The organism is Rothia nasimurium (assembly GCF_004569295.1).
Taxonomy (GTDB): Bacteria; Actinomycetota; Actinomycetes; order Actinomycetales; family Micrococcaceae; genus Rothia; species Rothia nasimurium_B.
The window spans coordinates 1-880 of the sequence record NZ_SPQC01000101.1; the positions used below are offsets into that span (position 1 = coordinate 1).

1 protein-coding gene is annotated in these 880 nt (G+C 52.0%); it reads left to right on the plus strand.

Features of this window, described 5'->3' with window-relative positions; translation table 11 throughout:
- Nucleotides 1-867, plus strand: an 867-nt coding sequence (locus E4U03_RS12560) for a TraM recognition domain-containing protein (RefSeq protein ID WP_209304184.1), incomplete at its 5' end; no start/stop codon positions are given.
- Nucleotides 868-880 lie beyond the last annotated feature (13 nt).

Here is an 880-nt window from a genome sequence, read left to right on the forward strand (position 1 = left end):
TCGGCCAGTAGGCGTAGGGCTCTTGTTTTGAGTTCTTGGGGGTATTTGGTGGGCATGGGTGAAGTTCCTTTGCTCTTTTTTGTTTGTTTCCAATGTACGGGGTCGGAACTAAACCCAGTACATATCAGTGACTACACCGCAGCCCTAGCAGATTTAGCAGAAGAGGACTGGCATCTAGAAGGTACAACCACTGCCCCGGAAGACGAAGAGGAGCCGAAGCAAAACCGACTCAACCTCATCATCGTTGATGAGTTCTCAGCTCTTGGGGGTACTGGTCTAGTCGATGTTGTAGAACGCTCTAGGTCATATGGCGGGGCTGCCCTACTATCCACCCAGTCCTATTCAGCCCTAGAGGAGGTCGGCAAAGGCTTTAAAGACCGCCTGATGACCAACACCATGGTTAAGCTCTTTCACCAAATAGATGTGAAAGCTGATGAACTAGCAGACATGCTAGGCACCAAACAGGCTATGAAAGAGACCTTCCAGACCTTTGAAGATAAAGATTTACTGGGTAGCCAGACACGGGCAAGCGGGCAAGGAACGGTACGAGAGGTAGAAGTTTTCAATCTTCACCCTAACACTTTGCGCAAGTTGTCCCCTGGTGAGGTCGTGGCCGTTGTGAAGAGTCCGCGCATGGTGGAAAAGGTGAAAGTCCGTAAGACTGGGCTACCGCAACCACCAGCAGCGCAGCCGAAGCCGCAGCAAGTAGCGGCCACCCCGGCACCGGCCCCGCAGGTCAAGCAGAAACCGGCAAACCCCTGGGAGCACCTGTTAGAGGGTGAGCCGGTGCAAGAGGCAAAGCCAGAAAGTGCGAATCTTCCTTTTGAAGATGAAGAGGATGACGCTATGAACATGCCTATCAAGTAGCATGAATTTCTTG